The 20,041-nt window shown below is 67.4% G+C and carries 17 protein-coding genes; 8 read left to right on the forward strand and 9 right to left on the reverse strand.

Annotation, left to right across the window (positions count from 1 at the left end; all coding sequences use genetic code 11):
* Window positions 1–156: 156 nt before the first annotated feature.
* Window positions 157–531 (forward strand): hypothetical protein, encoded by a 375-nt coding sequence (locus AC0CH8_RS12470; RefSeq protein WP_465240172.1) that lies wholly within the window; start codon window positions 157–159, stop codon window positions 529–531.
* A gap of 109 nt (window positions 532–640) precedes the next feature.
* Here AC0CH8_RS12470 and putA read toward each other — a convergent pair whose 3' ends face one another.
* Entirely contained in the window at window positions 641–3,637 is a 2,997-nt protein-coding gene (putA, locus tag AC0CH8_RS12475; RefSeq protein WP_465240173.1) for a bifunctional proline dehydrogenase/L-glutamate gamma-semialdehyde dehydrogenase PutA, read from the reverse strand.
* A gap of 121 nt (window positions 3,638–3,758) precedes the next feature.
* On the opposite strand from putA, the gene AC0CH8_RS12480 reads away from it, so the two are divergent.
* The 3 genes from AC0CH8_RS12480 to AC0CH8_RS12490 all read left to right on the forward strand — a co-directional run bounded on the left by AC0CH8_RS12480 (window position 3,759) and on the right by AC0CH8_RS12490 (window position 6,268).
* Window positions 3,759–4,193, forward strand: a complete 435-nt coding sequence (locus AC0CH8_RS12480) for a MaoC family dehydratase (RefSeq protein ID WP_465240331.1) — start codon at window positions 3,759–3,761, stop codon at window positions 4,191–4,193.
* A gap of 39 nt (window positions 4,194–4,232) precedes the next feature.
* Entirely contained in the window at window positions 4,233–5,411 is a 1,179-nt protein-coding gene (locus AC0CH8_RS12485; protein WP_465240174.1) for an acetyl-CoA C-acyltransferase, read from the forward strand.
* A gap of 374 nt (window positions 5,412–5,785) precedes the next feature.
* The gene (locus tag AC0CH8_RS12490) at window positions 5,786–6,268 is read left to right on the forward strand and encodes a pyridoxamine 5'-phosphate oxidase family protein (protein WP_465240175.1); all 483 of its coding nucleotides are present in this window, start codon (window positions 5,786–5,788) and stop codon (window positions 6,266–6,268) included.
* A gap of 75 nt (window positions 6,269–6,343) precedes the next feature.
* Here AC0CH8_RS12490 and AC0CH8_RS12495 read toward each other — a convergent pair whose 3' ends face one another.
* Window positions 6,344–7,576 (reverse strand): polyhydroxyalkanoate depolymerase, encoded by a 1,233-nt coding sequence (locus AC0CH8_RS12495; RefSeq protein WP_465240176.1) that lies wholly within the window; start codon window positions 7,574–7,576, stop codon window positions 6,344–6,346.
* 131 nt (window positions 7,577–7,707) lie between these two features.
* On the opposite strand from AC0CH8_RS12495, the gene AC0CH8_RS12500 reads away from it, so the two are divergent.
* Entirely contained in the window at window positions 7,708–9,519 is a 1,812-nt protein-coding gene (locus tag AC0CH8_RS12500; RefSeq protein ID WP_465240177.1) for an ABC transporter transmembrane domain-containing protein, read from the forward strand.
* A gap of 283 nt (window positions 9,520–9,802) precedes the next feature.
* Here the strand turns inward: AC0CH8_RS12500 and AC0CH8_RS12505 are convergent, their stop codons facing one another.
* A complete protein-coding gene (locus AC0CH8_RS12505) occupies window positions 9,803–10,165 on the reverse strand; it encodes a TfoX/Sxy family protein (protein ID WP_465240178.1) in 363 nt (120 codons plus the stop codon).
* A gap of 67 nt (window positions 10,166–10,232) precedes the next feature.
* On the opposite strand from AC0CH8_RS12505, the gene AC0CH8_RS12510 reads away from it, so the two are divergent.
* Window positions 10,233–11,387: a saccharopine dehydrogenase family protein gene (locus AC0CH8_RS12510; protein ID WP_465240179.1), complete on the forward strand. Its 1,155-nt coding sequence runs from the start codon at window positions 10,233–10,235 to the stop codon at window positions 11,385–11,387.
* A 3-nt stretch (window positions 11,388–11,390) separates the two neighbouring features.
* On the opposite strand, the gene AC0CH8_RS12515 is transcribed toward AC0CH8_RS12510, so the two are convergent.
* The 5 genes from AC0CH8_RS12515 to AC0CH8_RS12535 form a co-directional block, all read right to left on the reverse strand.
* On the reverse strand, window positions 11,391–11,693 hold the full coding sequence (locus tag AC0CH8_RS12515; protein WP_465240180.1) for a hypothetical protein: 303 nt from the start codon (window positions 11,691–11,693) through the stop codon (window positions 11,391–11,393).
* A 197-nt stretch (window positions 11,694–11,890) separates the two neighbouring features.
* Window positions 11,891–14,248, reverse strand: coding sequence for a ribonuclease R family protein (locus tag AC0CH8_RS12520; protein ID WP_465240181.1), 2,358 nt, complete (start codon window positions 14,246–14,248; stop codon window positions 11,891–11,893).
* 108 nt (window positions 14,249–14,356) lie between these two features.
* The gene (locus tag AC0CH8_RS12525; protein WP_204198772.1) at window positions 14,357–15,205 is read right to left on the reverse strand and encodes a DUF4394 domain-containing protein; all 849 of its coding nucleotides are present in this window, start codon (window positions 15,203–15,205) and stop codon (window positions 14,357–14,359) included.
* Window positions 15,206–15,386: 181 nt separating this feature from the next.
* Complete coding sequence (locus AC0CH8_RS12530; protein ID WP_465240182.1) at window positions 15,387–16,475, reverse strand: potassium channel family protein; 1,089 nt, start codon at window positions 16,473–16,475, stop codon at window positions 15,387–15,389.
* A gap of 102 nt (window positions 16,476–16,577) precedes the next feature.
* Window positions 16,578–18,110, reverse strand: coding sequence for an aminoacyl--tRNA ligase-related protein (locus AC0CH8_RS12535; protein ID WP_465240183.1), 1,533 nt, complete (start codon window positions 18,108–18,110; stop codon window positions 16,578–16,580).
* A gap of 130 nt (window positions 18,111–18,240) precedes the next feature.
* Here AC0CH8_RS12535 and AC0CH8_RS12540 point away from each other — a divergent pair, with 130 nt between their 5' ends.
* A complete protein-coding gene (locus AC0CH8_RS12540; protein WP_465240184.1) occupies window positions 18,241–19,146 on the forward strand; it encodes a DMT family transporter in 906 nt (301 codons plus the stop codon).
* Here the strand turns inward: AC0CH8_RS12540 and AC0CH8_RS12545 are convergent.
* Window positions 19,133–19,651, reverse strand: coding sequence for a CcdC protein domain-containing protein (locus tag AC0CH8_RS12545; protein WP_465240185.1), 519 nt, complete (start codon window positions 19,649–19,651; stop codon window positions 19,133–19,135). The two genes, AC0CH8_RS12540 and AC0CH8_RS12545, sit on opposite strands and share 14 nt — an antisense overlap.
* Before the next feature lie 102 nt (window positions 19,652–19,753).
* Between AC0CH8_RS12545 and AC0CH8_RS12550 the strand changes: the two genes are divergently transcribed.
* Window positions 19,754–20,041: a SemiSWEET family transporter gene (locus tag AC0CH8_RS12550; protein WP_465240186.1), complete on the forward strand. Its 288-nt coding sequence runs from the start codon at window positions 19,754–19,756 to the stop codon at window positions 20,039–20,041.

Here is a 20,041-nt window from a genome sequence, read left to right on the forward strand (position 1 = left end):
AAACAGGTCGCTCATTCCAGTCTCCTCTCAGAGCCTGAATCAGATCGCGCCTCTCACATCAATGGGTCCTGACCCTAGCGGATGCCAAAAGGGGCCCGGCAGAAATCGCCCACAATCGGACATTCCATCGCACCATCGTCGTGCTACGTTGCAGTCATGTCAGCATTCACTGATCTTGAAGTCGCGGCGCTTCAAGCCATCTTCTTGGAAACGCCAGAACTCGCACCCGCACTCAGACGACAGTTAGAAGTGGCCGAAGTCAGCGACCGCGAGAACAGCGGTGGTGGCTTCTTCACGACGGTCAGGGTCGCGGACGATGCTCCTGCCGTCGATAGCCCGTCAGTGCTGGGCACCACCACGCAGGCTCGCATCAGGGGTTTGGAGCACGGCTTCGGCTTTGCTCTCTTCATCAAAGCCGGGAAGTTGCACATGCTGGAGGGGTTCGCGTGGGGTCCGGAGAGCACACACGATCTTGACCTCACCGCGTTCGCATTCGAGCTCTACAATCAGCCGGTGCAACATCCCGAGTGAACATCCGCTCCCCACCGAAGCCGTCATGGCATAAGCACTTCCGAGAGCTTCAATCAGCTTCTCCAGCAACGCCAGCCGGCACCCGAGGGCAGGCTGCGCCGCCTCTCCCTCAGATCCCCCCTTCGTCCAGCGACAGCAAGGTCGCATTCCCTCCCGCACTGGTCGTGTCGACCGACACCGCCCGTTCCGCGCAGAAGCGGTAGAGGTAATGCGGCCCACCCGCCTTCGGCCCCGTCCCTGACAGCCCCTCACCGCCGAACGGTTGCGAGCCGACGACCGCGCCGATCATCGAGCGGTTGACGTACAGGTTGCCGACCGCGGCTTCCGCCTCCGCGACTTCGGCGGCGCGGGCGATGCGGCTGTGGAGGCCCATCGTCAGGCCGTAGCCCTTGGCGTTGACCCGCGCGATCGTCTCCGACAGCGTGCCCGCCTCCCACGTCGCGACATGCAGGATCGGGCCGAACCATTCCTGCGTCAGGTCCTCGATCCGGTCGAGGCGGATCAGCGTCGGCGGCACGAACAACCCGTCTGCGGGCGCGTCGACCGTCTTCACCCAGCGATCGCGGACGCTGTCGCGATAGCCCATCAGCCGGTCGTACGCCGACCGGTCGATGACCGGACCGACATCGGTCGCCGGATCGCCGGGCGCGCCGAGCCGCAGCGTGTCCATCGCGCCCTTCAGCATGTCGATGACGGTGTCGGCGACATCCGCCTGCACCAGCAGCAGCCGGAGCGCCGAGCAACGCTGCCCCGCCGAGCGGAACGACGACGCGACCACGTCGGCGACCACCTGCTCGGGCAGCGCGGTCGAATCCACGATCATCGCGTTGATGCCGCCCGTTTCCGCGATCAGCGGCACAATCGGGCGGTCGTCGTCCTGCACCAGCGCCCGCGCGATCCGCTTCGCAGTGGCGGTCGATCCGGTGAAGGCGACGCCCATCACCCGCACGTCCTCGGTCAGCGCGGCGCCGACCTCCGGCCCGCCCGGCGTCAGGATCAAGGCGTCCGCCGGAATGCCGGCGCGGTGCGCCAGTTCCACCGCCTTTATCGCGATCAGCGGCGTCTGCGGCGCAGGCTTGGCGACCACCGTGTTGCCGGCGACGAGCGCCGCCGCGGTCTGGCCGAGGAAGATCGCCAGCGGGAAATTCCACGGCGCGATCGTCGCCCAGACGCCACGCCCCTCGATGTGCAGCGTGTTGCGCTCGCCGGTCGGCCCCGGCAAGTCTACCGGCCGCAGCCGGGCGCGCGCCTCGCCGGCATAATAGCGGCAGAAGTCGGCAGCCTCGCGGACTTCGCCGATCGCGTCCGGGATGGTCTTGAACGCCTCCTGCACGCAGATCGCCATCAGTTCGTCGCGATGCTCCTCCAGCAGGTCGGCGAGCCGCTCCAGACAGGCGGCGCGGTCGTCGACCGGCGTGGCCTGCCACGCCGGAAAGGCGGCTTGGGCGCGGGTGATCGCGGCGGACACCAGTTCTGCCCCATCGCTTTGACCACGCCGGCCGTCGCCGGGGTGGGCACCGGATGCCAAGGGCCTGTTCACCGCCGCCACCGTCGCCTCCAGCGTCGGTCGATCGCTGAGATCGATTCCCTTTGAATTCCGATGCCCCGGCGCGAACAGGTCCTTCGGCAGTGGGATCGACGGGTGTCGCGCGCCGCCCACCGCCGCGATCTTCGCGACCGGGTCGGCGAGGATTTCCGCCTCGGTCAGCCGCGCGTCCGCCAACTGGTGCACGAACGACGAGTTCGCGCCGTTCTCCAGCAGCCGCCGGACCAGATACGCCAGCAGATCACGGTGCCCACCGACCGGCGCGTAGATGCGGCAGTGGTAGCCGTTCTCGCGCACCAGCCGCTCGTACAGGCCGTCGCCCATGCCGTGCAGGCGCTGGAATTCGAAGTCGCGGCTGTTGCCCGCCCATTCCAGGATGGTCGCGACCGTCAGCGCATTGTGGCTGGCGAACGCCGGGCGGATGTTCTCCGCCGCCAGCATGTCCTTCGCCACCGCCAGATACGACACGTCGGTCGCCGCCTTGCGCGTGAACAGCGGATAGTCGTTCAGCCCCTCGACCTGCGTGCGCTTGATCTCGCTGTCCCAGTACGCGCCCTTCACCAGTCGCACGTTCATGATGCGATCGAGCCCGTTGGCCCACGCCACCACCGGCCGCGCACGCTTCCCGTATGCCTGCACCGCCATGCCGAAGCCTTCCCAGCCCTTCAGCGAGGGCAACGCCGCGACCGCGCCGATGATGTCGAGGCTCATCTCCAGCCGCTCGGACTCCTCGGCATCGACCGTCAGCGCGATCCCCTTGCGCGATGCCTGCACCGCCAGCGCCTCGACCATGTCGGTCAACGCGGGCACGCACTCGTCCCAGCGCGCGACCTCGTAGCGAGGGTGGAGCGCGGACAGCTTCACCGACACCGAATGACCGGCCTTCGGATCGTTCCCGACCGCGTCGATCGCGCCGACATAGGCCTGGAAATAGCGTTCGGCGTCGTCGAAGGTCCGCGCGGCCTCTCCCAGCATATCGAAGCTGGCGGTGAAGCCCTTGTTCTCGGGCTTGCGCATCCGCCGCATCGCCTCGTCGATCGTGCGCCCCATGACGAAGATCTCGCCCATCATCTTCATCGCTGCGCCGACCGCCTGCCGCACGAACGGCTCGCCCGCGCGGGCCATCAGGCGCTTGAGCGGTCCCGCCGGCCCCTCGCCGACCAGCGCGCGTCCGACGACCAGTCCCCAGGTCGCTGAATTGACCAGCTTCGACGACGATCGCCCGGCATGCGCGCGCCAGTCGGCATCGCCCAGCTTGTCCGCGATCAGCAGGTCCGCCGTCTCGGGATCGGGCACGCGCAGGAATGCTTCCGCCAACGACAGCAGCGCGACGCCCTCCGACGAGTTCAGCCGGTACTCCTGCAGGAACTGGTTCACCCAGCCCCGGCTTTGCGCCGCGCGCAGGTCCGCGAGCAGCCCTGCGGCATGCCCCATGATCCGCTCGCGCGACTCGGGGGTGGTCGCGGCGCGGTCCAGCAGCGGTTTTAGAACATCGGGTTCGGCGGCGCGGTACAGCCGGGACATGGATTTGCGCGCTTCGGACGTTACGGCGGTCGTCATATTCGTGGTTCCGGTCTTGAAGGCTTGCAGTCGGCAGGCGCCCGCGACTACAGGATGCCAAGCGCTTAGCGTCAAAAGCATGTCGAGGGGAAATCGCGTGGCGACCGTCACCGTCGAGGAGATGAAGGCGCGGGTCGGAACGACCACCGTCAGCGACTGGATCACCGTCACGCAAGGAATGATCGATGCCTTCGCGGAGGCGACCGGCGACCGCCAGTTCATCCATGTCGATCCCGTCGCCGCCGCCGCGACGCCGTTCGGCGGCACGATCGCGCACGGCTTCCTGACGCTGTCGCTGATGCCCACGCTCGCCGCCAGCGTGCCGGACGCGCCGATGCTCGCGAACGTGCGGATGGGCGTCAACTATGGCGGCGACCGCGTCCGCTTCCTGACCCCCGTCCGCTCCGGCAGCCGGGTCCGCGGGCACTTCAAGCTCCTGTCGTTTGCCGAGAAGCAGACCGGCCGGTTCCAGCAGACCACCGAATTCACCGTGGAGATCGAGGGGCAGGAGAAGCCCGCCCTGATCGCCGAATGGATCAGCCAGATCTTCGTTTAACCCAGATCTTCGTTTAACATTGTGTCGAGGACCCACCTTATGCGCTCCGCCGTCATCGTCTCCACTGCCCGCACCCCGATCGGCCGCGCCTATCGCGGCGCCTTCAACAACCTGCCCTCGCCCACCCTCGCCAGCCACGCGATCAAGGCCGCGGTCGAGCGCGCAAAGCTCGACGGCGGCGATGTCGACGACGTGGTGTGGGGCGCGGCGCTCCAGCAGGGGCATCAGGCGGGTAACATCGCCCGCAACGCGCTGCTCCGCGCCGGACTGCCGACGACGGTTGCGGGCATGTCGCTCGACCGTCAGTGCGCGTCCGGCCTGATGGCGATCGCCACCGCCGCGAAGGAGATCGTGGTCGACCACGTCGCCGTCGCGATCGGTGGCGGCGTCGAGAGCATCAGCCTGGTGCAGACACCGAAGATGAACATCGCGCCGGACCCGCAACTCGTGGCGATGCACAAGGACATCTACATGCCGATGCTCCAGACCGCGGAAGTGGTCGCCAAGCGCTACGGCATCAGCCGCGAGGCTATGGACGAATACAGCCTCCAGTCGCAGCAGCGCACCGCCGCCGCCCAAGCCGCCGGCCGGTTCGACGACGAGATCGTGCCGGTGTCCGCGACGATGGCGATCGTCGACAAGGAAACCAAGGAAGTCAGCCACAAGGACGTGACCCTGTCCAAGGACGAGGGCAATCGCGCCGACACCACGCTGGAAGGACTTTCGTCGCTGAAGCCCGTCCTCGGCCCCGATTACACGATCACCGCCGGCAACGCGTCGCAGTTGTCGGACGGCGCATCGGCGTCGGTGCTGATGGAGGAGAAGGAGGCGGAGCGTCGCGGACTCCAGCCGCTCGGCCGCTATGTCGGCATGGCCGTGGCGGGCACCGAGCCGGACGAGATGGGCATCGGCCCGGTCTTCGCGATCCCCAAGCTGCTGGAGCGCAACGGCCTGAAAATGGACGATATCGGCCTTTGGGAACTGAATGAGGCATTTGCGGTGCAGGTGCTGTACTGCCGCGACAAGCTCGGGATTCCCAACGAACTGCTCAACGTCAACGGCGGCGCGATCTCGATCGGGCATCCCTATGGCATGTCGGGCGCTCGCATGACGGGACACGCGCTGATCGAGGGCAAGCGTCGCGGCGTGAAATACGTCGTGGTGACGATGTGCATCGGCGGCGGCATGGGCGGCGCCGGGCTGTTCGAGGTGCTGTGAGGTTGAAAGGGTAACGTCCGGCGCGTATGTATCGCGTCGGCGTTTTGCATACGCGCCTTTCTGTATGGGCTCCGGTTGTGTCAGCAGCCGGAGCCCAATTCACTCCGGCCCCATGCGTTCGGGGCTTGAGTGTCAGCCCAAGCCCCTCCCGGCACCTTACCTGTTGCGCGACACTTCGATGATCTTCACGACCAGGGTCGCAAAGGCGAAGAGCACGCCCAGGATCAGGCACAGATCGGAGAGTTGCATACTCGACCTTTCTGCGGTGACGGCGGAATTACCGCCGCCTGCCGTCATGGTCCCCACGTCTGCCTCGCGCAACCAACCCCCGCGCCCCTCGTTCTCAGGCCTGACCCCATCAAGGAGAGAGCGTCATGGCCGATCACGACAACCCGCAGGAGATCGCGGAAAAGTTCATCGCGAAGGTGAAGGCGAGTCCGTACATCATGCTGGGTCTGGAAAACGGCCAGCATTCGGAGCCGATGTACGTCCGCCTCGACGACGATCAGCCCAACACGCTGTTCGTGTTCGCGGGCAAGGACAACCGCGCAGCGGGCGGCGGCAAGGGCATGGTGCAGTTCGTCGGCAAGGGCCACGACTTCTTCGCCTGCCTCGCGGGCACGGTGTCGCAGGACAACGACCGCGCGCAGATCGACAAGCTGTGGGACAACAGTGTCGAGGCCTGGTTCCCCGGCGGCAAGGAAGATCCCAACCTGGCGCTGCTGCGGTTCGACGTGGACTCGGCCGAGCTTTGGGAAACCGATGTCGCTATTTCCGGCAAGCTGAAGATGCTGTTCGGCGGCACCATCGACGCTAGCGAGTCCTCCAGCCATGCGAAGGTCGGCTCGATCGCCTGATCGATCCGTCTGCGCGAGAAAAAGCCCCCGATCCTCCGCGGATCGGGGGCTTTTCCATGCTCGTCGAACCAAGCCTCAGGCGGCGTTGGCGGCCCAGAATTCCTCGACCACCGGCGCGATGCGGGTGCGCCATTTGGAGCCGTTGAAGATGCCGTAATGACCGACGCTCTCGGCCATCAGATACCGCTTCTTATCCTCCGGCAGTGCCGTCGCCAGCGTCAGTGCCGACTTGGTCTGGCCGATGCCGGAAATGTCGTCGCGCTCGCCCTCGATCGCCAATAGGCCGATGTCGGTGATCGCCGCCGGATCGACGCGCCGACCGCGGTGGATATACTCGCCCTTGGGCAGCGCGTGCGTCTGGAACACGACGTCGATCGTCTGGAGGTAGAACTCCGCCGTCATGTCGCAGACCGAGCGATATTCCTCATAGAAGCCCTTGGTGGCGTCGGCACTTTCGCCGTCACCGCGGACCAAGTGCTTGAACAGCTCGAAATGGCTGGTCATGTGGTTGCCGAGGTTCATCGACATGAACCCCGCCAGCTGCAGAAAGCCCGGATAGACCCGGCGTCCGGCACCCGGATAAGTCATCGGCACGCTGACGATCACGTTCTGCTGGAACCACGCGTGCGGCCGTTCCGTCGCCAGCGTGTTGACCGAGGTCGGAGCCTCACGCGTGTCGACCGGGCCGCCCATCAGCGTCAGCGTCAACGGGCGCAGCGGGTGCTTGTCCGCGCTCATCAACGCGATCGCAGCGTAGGCGGGCACGGACGGCTGGCAGACCGCCAACATATGCGCGCGGCCCGACCCGTCCTCGCCCATCGCCTCCAGGAATTCAATCAGGTAATCGACATAGTCGTCGAGGTCGAACTTGCCGGCCGAGGTCGGCACCAGCTTGGCATCGCGCCAGTCGGTGATGTGCACGTCCGCGGACGGCAGCATCCGCTCGACCGTGCCGCGCAGCAGCGTGGCATAGTGGCCCGACATCGGCGCGACGATCAGCAGCTTGGGGCCACCCTCCACGCCCTCACGCCGGAAGCGCTTCAACTGACCGAACGCCTTGCGGACGACGATCTCCTCGGTCACCGCGACCTCGCGACCGTCGACGACGGTCGTGTCGAGGCCGAAGGCCGGCTTTCCACGGGGCGCGGCCGCATGGGCGAACACCTCCAGTGCGGAGGCCACGATCGATCCCCCGCCCATGTAGGAGAACGGGTTGGCGGGGTTCTGGAGCAGCCCGGCACCGAAATTCGCCATCGCACTGGCGCCGGCGAGCATCGAGCGCTGCATCTCATAAGCATCGTAGAGCATCGGGTATCCTTTACCCCAACATAGGTTGATCAAGCGGTAACGCAAAGCTTCGCATCTGCAACGTTCTTGTCGGACAATGGTCCCATTCCGCGACGATTGAGCCGCCGCCGCCACACTGCTAGGCGCGGATCATGGCCAGAGACGCAGACGGATCGCCGCCCCCTACCCCCACCGACACGCCTGCCCGCGGGCAACTAAGCGACCTGTCGATGGTCTGGAGCCGCGCCGCGGCCTATCCGGGGCACATCGTCGTGGCGGCGCTGGCGCTGCTCACCACGTCGGCGGCGACGATCGCAATCCCGTACGGATTCAAGCGCGTGGTCGATCGCGGCTTCGGCGGCGTCTCCACCGGCGCGGCGGGCGGCAACGTGTCGTCGTCGTTCCACTATCTGCTGATGATCGTCCTCGTGCTGGCGATCGGCACCGCGATCCGCTTCTATTTCGTGTCATGGCTGGGCGAGCGCGTGATCGCCGACATCCGCACCGCGGTGCACGCCAACCTCTTGCGCCTCGCGCCGCGCTTCTACGAGGTGAACCGCCCGTCCGAGATCGCGTCGCGGATGACATCGGACACGACGATCATCGAGTTCATCGTATCGAGCACGGTGTCGATCGCGCTCCGCAACATGCTGACCGGCATCGGCGGCCTGATCTACCTGTTCGTGATCTCGCCCAAGCTGGCGGGAATGCTGATGATCGCGATACCGCTGATGATCGGGCCGATGGTCGTGCTGGGCCGTCGCCTGAGGACGCTGTCGAGAACGTCGCAGGACCGGGTGGCGGAGGTCGGCGCGGTGGTGACCGAAACGCTGGGCGCGATGAAGGTCGTGCAGGCGTTCGGACAGGAAGAGCGCGAGCATGGCCGCTTCGGCAAGGCGGTGTCGGAAACCTTCGAGACGGCAAGGCAGCGCATCCTGCTGCGCGCCGGCATGACGGCGGTCTTGATCGCTTTGGTGTTCGGATCGATCACGCTGGTGCTGTGGGAGGGCGCGATCGACGTCGCGGCCGGGCGGCTGAGCGGCGGATCGATCGCCGCCTTCGTCCTGACCGGCGGCATCGTCGCGGGCGCGGCGAGCGCACTGACCGAAGTGTACGGCGACCTGCTGCGCGGTGCGGGTGCGGCGTCGCGGCTGGCGCAACTGCTGCGCGAACCGGCGGAGATCGCGGCCCCCGCCAACCCCGTCGCACTGCCGCAGCCGCCACGCGGAGCGCTCGCGTTCGAGCATGTCGCGTTCCGCTATCCGACCCGGCTGGAGGTCGCGGCACTGGACGACTTTTCGCTGTCGATCGCGCCGGGGGAGACGGTCGCGGTGGTCGGCCCGTCCGGCGCCGGCAAGTCGACGCTGTTCCAGCTCGCCGAGCGCTTCTACGATCCGCAGGGCGGCCGCATTACGATCGACGGCGTTGCCTTGCCCGATGCCGATCCCGCCGCGGTCCGCGCACGTATCGCCATGGTCCCACAGGAGACGGTGATCTTCGGCGCATCGGCGCGCGACAACCTCCGCTACGGCCATTGGGAGGCGGGCGACGAGGCGCTGTGGACGGCGGCGGAGGCGGCAAACGCGGCCGACTTCCTGCGCCGCCTGCCGGAAGGGCTGGACACGTTCCTGGGCGAAGGCGGCGCACGCCTGTCGGGCGGCCAGCGCCAGCGGATCGCGATCGCCCGCGCGCTGTTGCGCGACGCGCCGATCCTGCTGCTGGACGAGGCGACCAGCGCTCTCGACGCCGAAAGCGAGCGCTTGGTGCAGGAGGCGCTGGAGCGACTGATGGCGACGCGCACCACATTGGTCATCGCCCACCGCCTCGCCACCGTTCGCGCCGCCGACCGGATCGTGGTGATGGACGAGGGTCGCATCGTCGAACAGGGCAACCACGCCGCGCTGATCAGCCGCGGCGGCCTCTATGCACGACTGGCGAGCCTCCAGTTCAACGAAGCTGCGTAAGGCCGAGGTCGGGTCTAAGTTCGATCATCCCGCCCGGCCTCGCATTACCCCTGAGCGGTCCGAAACCTGTCCTTTCAAGTGGGGACAGCGACCCGCCCGGCATCCACGTGCTGCCGCGAAGGCGGGAGCCCAGTACTGGGTCCCCGCCTTCGCGGGGACACATGAGGGTACGTGTCCGAAGGAAAGCAGAATGATAATGGCTTGGCGGACACATTTTCAGGAGCGGTCTAGGTCGGGCCTCTCCCACAGCCGTACTGCCCGCCCGTTGCCAGTGTCAGTCCCGTCATTCACCCTTGCGTTTCCGCGGCTTGGGCAATGGTAGTTCGGCGGCGGAGACGCGGATGAGCTCGGTCAGCCAGTCGCGATCGTCCCAGCGGTCCTGATCGATCGACAGGCACGGCTTCGCGCCCGGATAAGGCGCACCTTCCTCGACATCGCCCGCAACCGCACGGCCACCCGCGGTCGGCTTGACGAACAGGCGGTCGTCACAGACCAGAGCGACCATCCTGCCGTCGCAATAGATGCCGTACTCGCCGAACATCGGTTTCGCCGCGACATCGCCCGCGGCAGCGATCTGGTCGACGATGAAGTCGATGGTTCTGCGATCGGAGGCCATCCGCGCAGTCTGGCAGATCGCACCCGGCATGACGATCCGTTTCGCTTGCCGCACATCGACGAACGCGGCATTTTCGCAATCCTGAGGAGACGTAACGATGCGCGACTTCGACCTGATCGTGTACGGCGCGACCGGCTTCACCGGGCGGCTAGTGGCGGGATATCTGGCCGCGACCTATCCGGGTCATGGCCGCTGGGCGATGGCCGGACGCAGCCTGTCGAAGCTGGAGGAAGTCCGCGACCTGATCGGCGTGCCCGCCGACGTGCCGCTGATCGTCGCCGATGCGGACGACCCCGCCAGCCTGTCCGCACTCGCGGCACGAACCGAAGTCGTGGTGACCACGGTCGGCCCCTACCAGCTTTACGGATCGGCGCTGGTCGCGGCGTGCGCGGCGGGCGGCACAGCCTATGTCGACCTGTGCGGCGAGCCGGCGTGGATGCGCCACATGATCGACGCGCATCAGGACGCGGCCAAGGCATCCGGCGCGCGCATCGTGTTTTCGTGCGGGTTCGACTCGATCCCCTTCGATCTCGGCGTGTTGACCGCGCAGGAGGCGGCGGTGGCCCGCTTCGGCCGGGTCGCGCCGCGCGTGAAGGGGCGCGTGCGGCGGATGCAGGGCGGCTTCTCCGGGGGCACGGCCGCCAGTTTGAAGGCGACGCTGGCCGCGGCGGCGCGCGATCCGTCGCTGGTCATGCTGCTGACCAACCCCTTCGCGCTGACGCCGGGCTTCACCGGCCCGCATCAGCCGACCGGCCTGATCCCGGAATTCGATACGACGCTGAATGCGTGGATCGCGCCGTTCGTGATGGCGCCGATCAATACCAAGAACGTGCACCGCACCAACTTCCTGCTCGGCCATCCCTACGGCACAGATTTCGTCTATGACGAGATGATGGTCGCGGGGCTCGGCGACCTCGGCAAGGCCGCGGCCGAGGCGCTGGGCAAGCTCAATCCGTTTGCGGGAGACAAGGGACCCAAGCCCGGCGAGGGCCCGTCGAAAGAGGAACGCGATGCCGGGCATTACGACATCCTGTTCGCCGCGCTGACGCCGGACGGCGGGCGCGCGGACGCGGTCGTCACCGGCGACCGCGATCCAGGCTACGGATCGACGTGCAAGATGCTGGCGGAAACGGCACTGTGCCTCGTCGGTGGCGAGGCGAAAGGCGGCGTGTGGACGCCGGGAGCACTGCTCGGCACGACCTTGCGCGATCGCTTGCAGGACAAGGCGGGGCTGACTTTCACCGCCTGCTGACCGTTACTCGGCGATCGAGAAGGCGGCGGCCGCGGCGAGAGCGGTCGCGGCGATGCCCGTACCGGTCGCCAGCGCCGCGGCACGGCGACGGACGATCGTGCGAAAACGGGCGAGGCGCGACGAGTCCAGATAATAGAGGCCGGGCGCGGGAGTGACGATCGCGCCGTGGCGGGCCAGCCGTGCGAACATGCGGGCGAGCGCCGGGTCTTCGCTCGTGTCGAACGTGATCGCCATCCCCGGGGTAGTGGCCCGCGCCGCGGCGAAGCGGCTGACGATGGTCTTGCGGGCGGCGGATCGGCGGCTCATGCCGGCGGTGTAGCGGACGTAGGTTGACGAACCTTTATCGGCGAGAGGAGGTTGTCAGGCCAAGCCGCTTAACCACCGCCTTCGTCATGCCGGGTTAGCCCCGGCATCCACTGGTCCGCAAACCAACGGCGGGAGGGTCGAGCGGATCGGTGGATGCCGGGACACGCCCGGCATCAGGTCGTGTCCGAACCTTCCTGTCAGCGCCGCTTCTTGCCGTCGTGCCGAATGTTGTCCGGCCGACCGCGCTTGACGATTCGGCGCGGACCGCCGCTTTTGCCGCCGCCGCCACGATGCCCGCGCGGCGACGGTGCCGCGCCGAGTCCGCCCGGCGGTTCGAAGCGCAAGGCACCGGACACCGGGTTCGCCTCCGCCAGCCGCAGCCGCAGGCGCTGGCCGAGCGCATATTGGTCGCCGGTGTCCTCGCCGGTCAGCGTTCGGCCCGCCTCGTCGAAGCGGAAATACTCGCCGCCGAGATCGCGGACGGGCATCAGGCCGTCGCCGCCGATCCCCTCCACCGTCGCGAAGAAGCCGTAATTCTGGACGCCGGTGATCCGCACCTCCACCTCCTCGCCGACACGTTCCGACAGGAACGCCGCGACATAGCGGTCGATCGTGTCGCGCTCCGCCTCCATCGCCCGGCGTTCGAGCTGGCTGATATTCTCGCCGATCCGCTCCATTTCGTCGTCGGCGGGGGCAAGGCCCCCGGGGCCAAGCGCATAGGCGGCGACCAGCGCGCGGTGAACGACAAGATCGGCATAACGGCGGATCGGCGACGTGAAGTGCGCATAGCTACCCAGCGACAGGCCAAAATGGCCGTGATTGGCGGGGGCGTAATAGGCCTGGGTCTGCGTCCGCAGCACCTGTTCCATCACCTGCGGGCGGAAGTCGGCATCGCCGATCCGGTCGAGTATGCGGTTGAACGTCTTGGGCTGGATCACCTGACCGAGCGCGAAGGGCACGTCGAACGTGTCGAGATAATCCTTCAGCGCGACCAGCTTCTCGCGGCTGGGCGCCTGATGGACGCGGTACATGACCGGCGCCTTCTTCTTCTCCAGCGCCTTCGCGGCCGCGACGTTGGCGGCGATCATATAATCCTCGATCAACCGGTGAGCGTCGAGGCGCTCGCGCGGCGCGACCGACAGGATGCGTCCCTTCTCGTCCAGCACCACGCGACGCTCCGGCAGATCGAGGTCGAGCGGTTCGCGCGCGTCGCGATCCTTGGCCAGCGCCCGCCAGCAGGCCCAGAGGTTTTGGAGGATCGGTGTCAAATCCTCCCCGGTACGGGGAGGGGGACCATCCGCAGGATGGTGGAGGGGGCTTTCCACGGGCGGCTCCGTCTGCGGCGCCCCCCCTCCACCAGCTTCGCTGGTCCCCCTCCCCGTGCCGGGGAGGACTCGGTCGATCGCCGCCTGCGCATCCTCGTACGCCAGATTGGCCGCGATCCGCACGACGGCGCGGGAGAAGCGCCACGACAGCAGCTTGCCCACAGGACTGATCCGCAGATGACAGGCGAGCGCGGCACGGTCCTCGCCCTCTTTCAGCGAACACACGTCCGCCGACAGGATTTCCGGCAGCATCGGCACGACGCGATCGGGGAAATAGACTGAATTGCCGCGCCGCCGCGCCTCGCGGTCGAGATCGGAGCCGGGGCGGACATAGAAGCTGACATCCGCGATCGCGACGATCGCCTGCCAGCCGCCCTCGTTCGTGGGATCGTCGTCGGGGGCGGCCCATACCGCATCGTCGTGATCGCGCGCGTCGGCGGGATCGATCGCCACGATCGGCAGGTGGCGCAGATCCTCGCGGTCCTCGCCCAGCGGTTGCGCGGCAGACCGGCGCGCCTCGTCCAGCGTATCCTGGGAGAACACGTCCGGTATGCCGAGCTTGTGGATCGCGATCAGCGAGAAGCTGCGCGGCGCGAACGGGTCGCCCAGCCGCTGGACGACCCGCACGGTGATGCGCGGCGGCCGGCCGGCGATCTCGCACAGCACGAGGTCGCCCGCCTCCGCATCGCCGGTGTCGGACACGGGGAACTCCCGCCGCTCCTTCTTCTCGACGCTGGTCAGCCAGTATCGCTTCAGCGGACCACTACCCTCTTCGCGCAGCACACCGAGGATCTGTTCGGCGGACGGTGCGAGCACCTTCATCGGGTGCGCGGTCCAGCCGTTGCCGGTCTCCTCCGTGCGGGCGAGGACGCGCTCGCCGATGCCCAGCGCGCCGCGCTTGCGCTCGCGCACGCGGATGCGCGGGATCGGCACGCCGTCCGCCTCCCATCGCTCCGGCTGCGCCCATACGTTGCCCCCGTCGTCGACGTCGACGATCTTGAGCACGGTGACCTTGGGCAGGCCGCCCATCTTGTGGAACGCGCGACCGGGCGCGCTGTCGATCAGCCCCTCGTCCGCCATATCCTTCAACAGTGCCTTGAGCGCGATCTTCTGTTGCGCGGTCAGGCCGAAGGCGCGCGCGATCTCCCGCTTGCCCGCGGGGGTGTCGGACGCGGCGATGAAATCGAGAATCTGGTCGCGCGTGGGAAGGCCGGGTACGGGTTTTGCCATGCACGGAAGATAGGGGCTCCGGTGCTCGCCGTCATGCCCCGAAAACGACGACGGCCGCCGGACCCCGTCGGGACCGGCGGCCGCCTGCGCGATCCGCGGATCGTCGGATCAGCCGAAGCTGACCGCCGTCTTCACCGCACGGCGGCGACGCAGCGCGCCACCGGCCATACCGGCGCCCAGGATCATCATCGCCCACGTCGCGGGCTCCGGCACCGGCGCGATGGCGAGACCGAACAGCGCATCCTGCGTCGTGCCGACCCGCGTCAGCGCGCCGGTGTTGAGGTTGATCGAGAACAGGCGCGTGCCGTTCGACACGAACGCGTCGTTGCCGAGGATGTCGAAGCTGGTCCGCGAACCGAGGGGCGTGCCCAGCGCGCCGACCGTCACCAGCGTACCGGCGCTGTTCGCCTGACGCGTCAGGACGCCGCGCGTGGTGTCGATGCTGTACAACTGCGTCGTTGCGGTCGGGCCGCTCAGCGACTGCGTGTATGCAGCGGCGGTCACGTCCGGATTGCGGCCGGCATTGACATCGCCGGCGGCGTAGAAGACCGGCGTGGCCGTCGTCAGTGCGCCGTCATTCGGATTGAAAACATAATTGTCATTCGAGTTGCTGACGATCCGCAGACGATCGATGGTCGGGTTGAAGTCGAACGCGAACTCCGTCCCGGTCAAGGCAAGCACGCCGCTGGCGGCCGTCGCCACACCGGTGGTGAGGTTCACGGTGTAGATGATGTTGTTCGACCCCAGCGCATAGAGCTGACGGTTGCCAGGGCGGAAGTCGATCGCCTTGATGCTGTCGCCGATGCCGGTGATCGCGACGCTCGACGTGGCCACGCCGGGCGCCGCGCTGTTATAGCCGATCAGGTTGTTGAGTTCGTCGACACCGTAGATCGTCGCCGCATCGGCGCCACTCGCGGCTCCAACCGCAAGCAAACCCGCCAAGATCATCGTCTTCATCGAAATACTCCCCGTTTTACTGCGCAGGACGACGTCGCCGGGTCTACCGATGAAGCATCGTTCATAAAGGATTAACCCATTTCGCCGTGAAACGATACCGGTTCGGCCTATATTTATTTCAATAACATACGTCTCGCCGCATGCATCCAGATGCGTTTAGCAGCCGTATCTGCCTCCTGTTTCACGGCGCGCCGCCACCCGCCTGGATGACCTCGATGACAGAGTCGCCCGCTTGCAGCCGCGCGGCGTCCGGCTCCCAGAACCCGATGATCCGGTCGCCGCGATAAATGCGCAGGATGCGGGAATTCCCCCGGTCGTGCGGGCTCTGGCCAACTTCGTCCGGCCGCACGGGGCGTTCGCGCAACTCCGCCTTGCCGCCCCGCGTGACGAGGTCGGCGACATAGTCGGCCACGTGCGGCCCGTTGGTGCACTGCGCCAGCAACTGCCCGCCGAAGCTGACCGGATTGACGATGATCGTCGCGCCGGCGTCGCGCGCCAGCAATTCGTTCTCGATCGCGGCGATCGACACCGCAACGCCGGCGCGCGGTGCGAGCCGGCGGACGGTCAGGACGATCAGGACGGCGGTATCGTCCCGCCCCGGTGCGACGATGACCGACGATGCCTCTTCCACCTTGGCGATCGACAGCACCGCATTGTGGGTCGCGTCCCCCTCCACCGTGGCGACGCCGAGTTCCTCGGCTTCGCGCAGAGACTCGGCATTCTCGTCGACCACGACGATCGTCTCCGGCGGGTGACCGCGCTCCAGCAGTTCGGCCACCGCCGCCGATCCCGCCCGGCCATAGCCGCAGACGATGACGTGATCCTTCAGTTCGCGCCGTATCAGGCCCATGCGCCACCGCTCCCATCCTTGTCTCAGCATGAAGCTGTACGCGCTGCCGAGGAAGATGAGGAACACGAAGATGCGGATTGGCGTGACCACGAACGTGTCGAACATCCGCGCCGAGGTGGAGACGGGCACGATGTCGCCGTACCCCACCGTCGTGACCGTGATGACGGTGAAGTACACGACATCCAGGAAAGACACGGCCCCATCGGTATTGTCGCGCAGCCCGGTGCGGTCGAACCAGTGGCCGCCCAGCGCGATCCCGACGAGCACGAGAACCGCCGCAGCCCGGATCGCCAGCGTCGTCAGCGGACTGAGCCGCCCCGCCCGAAAGAACCGCGGCCGGGCGGCCGTGACGGCGGCACGCGCCGCCATCCGTCCGGGAAGCGGCGCGTGGCGGCGGTTCTGGCGGCGCGGTGGCGTCATGGTTGGGGTTGTATGGGGCTAGTCGGGAGAGGTCGAACGGTTCTTGCTGGTTCGCCCTGCCTTCTCCCCTCGCTGCAAGGGAGGCGAGAACAACGAAAAACCTCAGTAAGCCCGGCCGATCAACACCCGCTCCACCGCGGGTTCGCCCGTGAACACGCACGGCCCGCTGTCGCTGTGCGTTTGCCCCATCGGCGCATTGCGGATAGTCAGCTTCAGCGACTTCAGCCGTTCGACCACCGTGTCCAGCGCCGCGCCCGTCGGCTTCGCCCAGCGGACATCGACCCAGCCGGGGTTCTTCACTCCCTCCGCGAAATGCGTCTCGACCCCGGCCCAGTCGTCGACCGGCGTCACCCGCGCGCGCAGCGCCTCGGTGGACTGGGTCAGCAGGCCAGACTGCGCATCCTCCAGCGCCTGCGCCAGCGTGTCGATCAACTCGCCGCGCGGCATCACCGTCGACTTCAGCTTGCCGCCGTCCTGATACAGGTCGGTGCGCAGGATGACGGAAACGTTGCCGCCCGCCACGTCGCGGCCACCGACCTCGATCACCACCGGCGCGCCCTTCTTCACCCAGCCCCAGCGCTTCGTCGCGGCCTTGGCGGGCTTCAGGTCGAGCAGCGCGCGCACCGGCTCGCCCAGCGCCGTCAGACCGGCGAGGTCCTTCTGGAGCGAACGGCAATAGTCGACGATCGCCGCGTCCTCCGGCTGGTCGCGCAGCATCGGCACGATCACCACCTGCCACGGTGCGATCGCGGGCGGCACGCGCAGGCCATCGTCGTCGCCGTGGACCATGATGACCGCGCCGACCATCCGCGTCGACACGCCCCAGCTCGTCGTGTTCGCGAACTCCAGCTCGCCCGCCGCGTTCTGGAAGCGGATGTTCTGCGCATGTGCGAAATTGGTGCCGAGGAAGTGCGACGTTCCCGCCTGCAACGCCTTGCCGTCCTGCATCATGGCTTCAATCGAATAGGTCGCGACCGCACCCGGAAAGCGCTCGTTCTCCGGCTTCTCACCGGTCAGGACATGCACCGCGAGGCACGTTTCCGAAAACTCGCGATACACTTCCAGCATGCGCAACGTCTCCTCGCGCGCCTCGTCGGCGGTCGCGTGGGCGGTGTGACCCTCCTGCCAAAGGAATTCGCTGGTGCGCAGGAACATGCGCGTCCGCATCTCCCACCGGACGACATTGGCCCACTGGTTGATGAGCACGGGCAGATCCCGCCACGACTGCACCCAGCGCGAGAAGGCGGTGCCGATCACCGTCTCCGACGTCGGCCGCACGACCAGCGGCTCCTCCAGCTTGGCGGTCGGATCGGGCGTCAGCCCGCCCTTCCCGTCCGACACCAGCCGGTGGTGCGTGACGACCGCCATCTCCTTGGCGAACCCCTCGACATGCTCCGCCTCCTTTTCGAAATAGGAGAGCGGGATGAACAGCGGGAAATAGCAATTCTCATGGCCGGTCGCCTTGATGCGATCGTCGAGCAGCCGCTGGATGCGTTCCCAGATGCCGTATCCCCACGGTCGAATGACCATGCAGCCGCGTACGCCCGATTCCTCGGCGAGATCGGCCTCCGTGATGACGGACTGGTACCAGGCCGCGAAGTCGGCTTCGCGCGTGACGGGGAGTGCATGCTTCATGGCGGGATCGCCTAGCGGTTCGCGAGGTGGAGCGGAAGTGCGAGTCCGTTCGCCCTTACAGCCTGTCCTGAAGGAAGAGAGCCTGGAAGAACCCACGCCAAGCCGCTGAAAACGCGCTACCCACCCGCCCGTGACCCAGTCCCCCGACCGCCTCGCGCCTGCGATCCTGTTCCGCCTGCTGTCCGTCGTCCTGTTCGCCGGCATGAACGCGTGCATAAAACTCGGCGAGGTCCACGGTGCTCGACTCGGCGAGCTGCTGTTCTTCCGACAGGCGGGCGCGGCCGTACTGGTGACGGCGGTGATCGCGACCGGCCCGGGCCTCGCGACCATCCGCACGCAGCGTATCGGGGCGCATATCCGACGCGCGGTCGTCGGGCTGACCGGCATGGTCTTCGTCTTTTCCGCGATCATGACGCTGCCGCTGGCGGAGGCGACGACGCTCAGCTTCTCGACGCCGATCTTCGCGACCATATTGGGCGCGATCGTGCTGGGGGAGCCGACCGGCTGGCGGCGCTGGGCGGCGGTGCTGACCGGCTTTGTCGGCGTCGTCATCGTCGCGCGACCCGGTGGTCACGCCCTGCCGCCGATCGGCATCGCCTATGGCCTGATCGCCGCGGTGACGACGGCGACGGTGTTCATCCTGCTGCGCCAGATCGGCCGGACGGAGCGGGCGCAGACCACCGTCTGGTGGTTTTCGGTGCTGTCGCTGGTGCCGCTCAGCATCGTCTATGCGGTGACGGCGCAGGCGCATGACGCGACCGGCTGGGCGATACTCGCCGCTACGGGGCTGTTCGGCGGCGCGGCGCAACTCGCGATGACGGCGTCGCTGCGCTACGGCTCGGTGTCGCTGGTGGTGCCGATGGATTATTCGTCGCTGTTATGGGCGACGGTGCTCGGCTGGTGGCTGTTCGGAACGCTGCCGGGAGACACGACATGGATCGGCGCGCCGATCATCGTCGCCTCCGGCCTCTACATCGTCTGGCGCGAGCATCTCCGCCGACGCGAAATCACGGAGGCGGCGATCAGCCCGGAATGACCGGCCCCCGTGCCGTGGCGAGCATGCGTCGCGCGCGCAGGAACATCTCCAGCCGCTGCGCCGCGAACAGGCCGAGCGCGAGCGACATCAGCATGTCCGTCATCGCCAGCGCATCGAGGTGCAACCACCCGGCCCCGCCCGCGCGCGCACCCTGGCGCACCGCAACGATTGCGAGGATGAACAGCATTGCGGCGGGCGACGAACTCTGGCTCAGCGCATGCGTCTCCGGATCGACCGTGATCCGCATCAGCTTCCCCCGCGTCCAGCCCAGCGCTCCCCCCAGCATCAGCGCGGCGAGGCAGAACGCCCAACCCCAGCCGACCGGCGGCGTCATCGCGAAGGTGATCCCGACCAGCACCGCGAACAGACCCGGCAGGATCCACAGCCGCTCCAGCTTCAACGGCCTGACGCGGCTCATCCGCCGCCAGCGGACCGCGAAGACGACCGCGATCACCACCGCCGTAATAACATAGGTCAGGAGGCTCGACTGCCCGTCCGCTTGCATGCACTGTCCCCCGGCTTCGCTCGGCCGCCGTCATGCGCGGGCGGGCGGGCGGCGTCCAGCGATGGATCGGCCCGCGTCCTTCAGGCGATCAGGAGACCAAGTTTGCAGCAGCCGGATTCTCGCCCCCTCCTGTCCGAACGGGCGGTGATGACGCTGGGCTGGATCGCAACCGCGGCGTCGGTGACGATGTACGTGTCCTATGTCGACCAGATCAGGCTGAACCTGTCGGGCGAAAAGGGTTCGACGATCCAGCCGCTGGCGACCGTCATCAACTGCTCGCTCTGGGCGGCATACGGCTTTTTGCGGCAACCGAAGCGGGACTGGCCGATCGTACTGGCGAACGCGCCGGGCATCGTGCTCGGCGCGCTGTCGCTGGCGACGGCGTTCTGA

It is taken from the genome of Sphingomonas sp. AC435 (assembly GCF_979253005.1).